A 1183-nucleotide genomic window follows, 5' to 3' on the forward strand; every position below is an offset into this window, starting at 1 on the left:
GGCCGGGTGTCGTACACGTTGGGGCTGGAGGGTCCGGCGGTGACGGTGGACACGGCGTGTTCGTCGGCGCTGGTGGCGTTGCATCTGGCGGTGCAGGCGTTGCGGTCGGGTGAGTGTGATCTGGCGTTGGCCGGTGGTGTGACGGTGATGTCGACGCCTGGGTTGTTCCTGGACTTCAGTCGGCAGCGGGGTCTGGCGTCGGATGGTCGGTGCAAGGCGTTCTCGGATGCGGCGGATGGGGCGGGGTTTTCCGAGGGTGCGGGTTTGGTGCTGGTGGAGCGGTTGTCGGATGCGCGGCGGAATGGGCGTCGGGTGTTGGCGGTGGTGCGGGGGAGTGCTGTTAATCAGGATGGTGCGTCGAATGGGTTGACGGCGCCGAATGGGCCGTCTCAGCAGCGGGTGATTCGTGCGGCGTTGGCGGGTGCGGGGTTGCGGGCTGCGGATGTGGATGTGGTGGAGGCGCATGGTACGGGGACGGGTCTGGGTGATCCGATCGAGGCGCAGGCGTTGATCGCGGCTTATGGTCAGGAGCGTGAGCGGCCGCTTCTGTTGGGGTCGGTGAAGTCGAACATCGGTCATACGCAGGCGGCTGCGGGTGTCGCGGGTGTGATCAAGATGGTGCTCGCTCTGCGGCAGGGGATGTTGCCCCGCACGTTGCATGTGGGGGTGCCTTCGTCGCACGTCGACTGGTCCGCGGGGGCGGTCGAGTTGCTGACGGAGGATGCCGCTTGGCCGCGGGTGGAGGGCAGGGCGCGCCGGGCGGGGGTGTCGTCGTTCGGACTCAGCGGTACGAATGCGCACTTGGTGTTGGAGGAGGCGCCGCTGTCGGATGAGGTGCCGGAGGCGGTCGCGCAGGGGGCGCTGCCGGATGAGGTGCCGGAGGGGGTTGCGGAGGGGGTTGGGGAGGGGGCGCGGGTTTGTGGGGTTGCCGCCGGTGTTGCTGGTGGTGTGGTGCCGTGGGTGGTGTCGGGGCGTTCGGCTGCTGCGTTGTGTGCGCAGGCGGGGCGTTTGGCGGGGTTGGTGACCGGCGCCGAAGGGTTGGGTGTTGTCGAGGTCGCGGGGGCTTTGGTTCGGTCGCGGTCGTTGTTCGAGCATCGGGCGGTGGTTTGGGGTTCGGGTCGCGCGGAGTTGTTGCGGGGTTTGGAGGCGGTTGCTTCGGGTGTGGAGGCGGGGAACGCGGCGA

1 protein-coding gene is annotated in these 1183 nt (G+C 68.7%); it reads left to right on the forward strand.

Features of this window, described 5'->3' with window-relative positions; translation table 11 throughout:
• Nucleotides 1-1183: polyketide synthase (locus tag AB0M26_RS31950; protein ID WP_365266555.1), on the forward strand; the 1183-nt coding region annotated here is incomplete at both ends.

Source organism: Streptomyces sp. NPDC051776 (genome assembly GCF_040681345.1).
Lineage (GTDB): Bacteria > Actinomycetota > Actinomycetes > Streptomycetales > Streptomycetaceae > Streptomyces.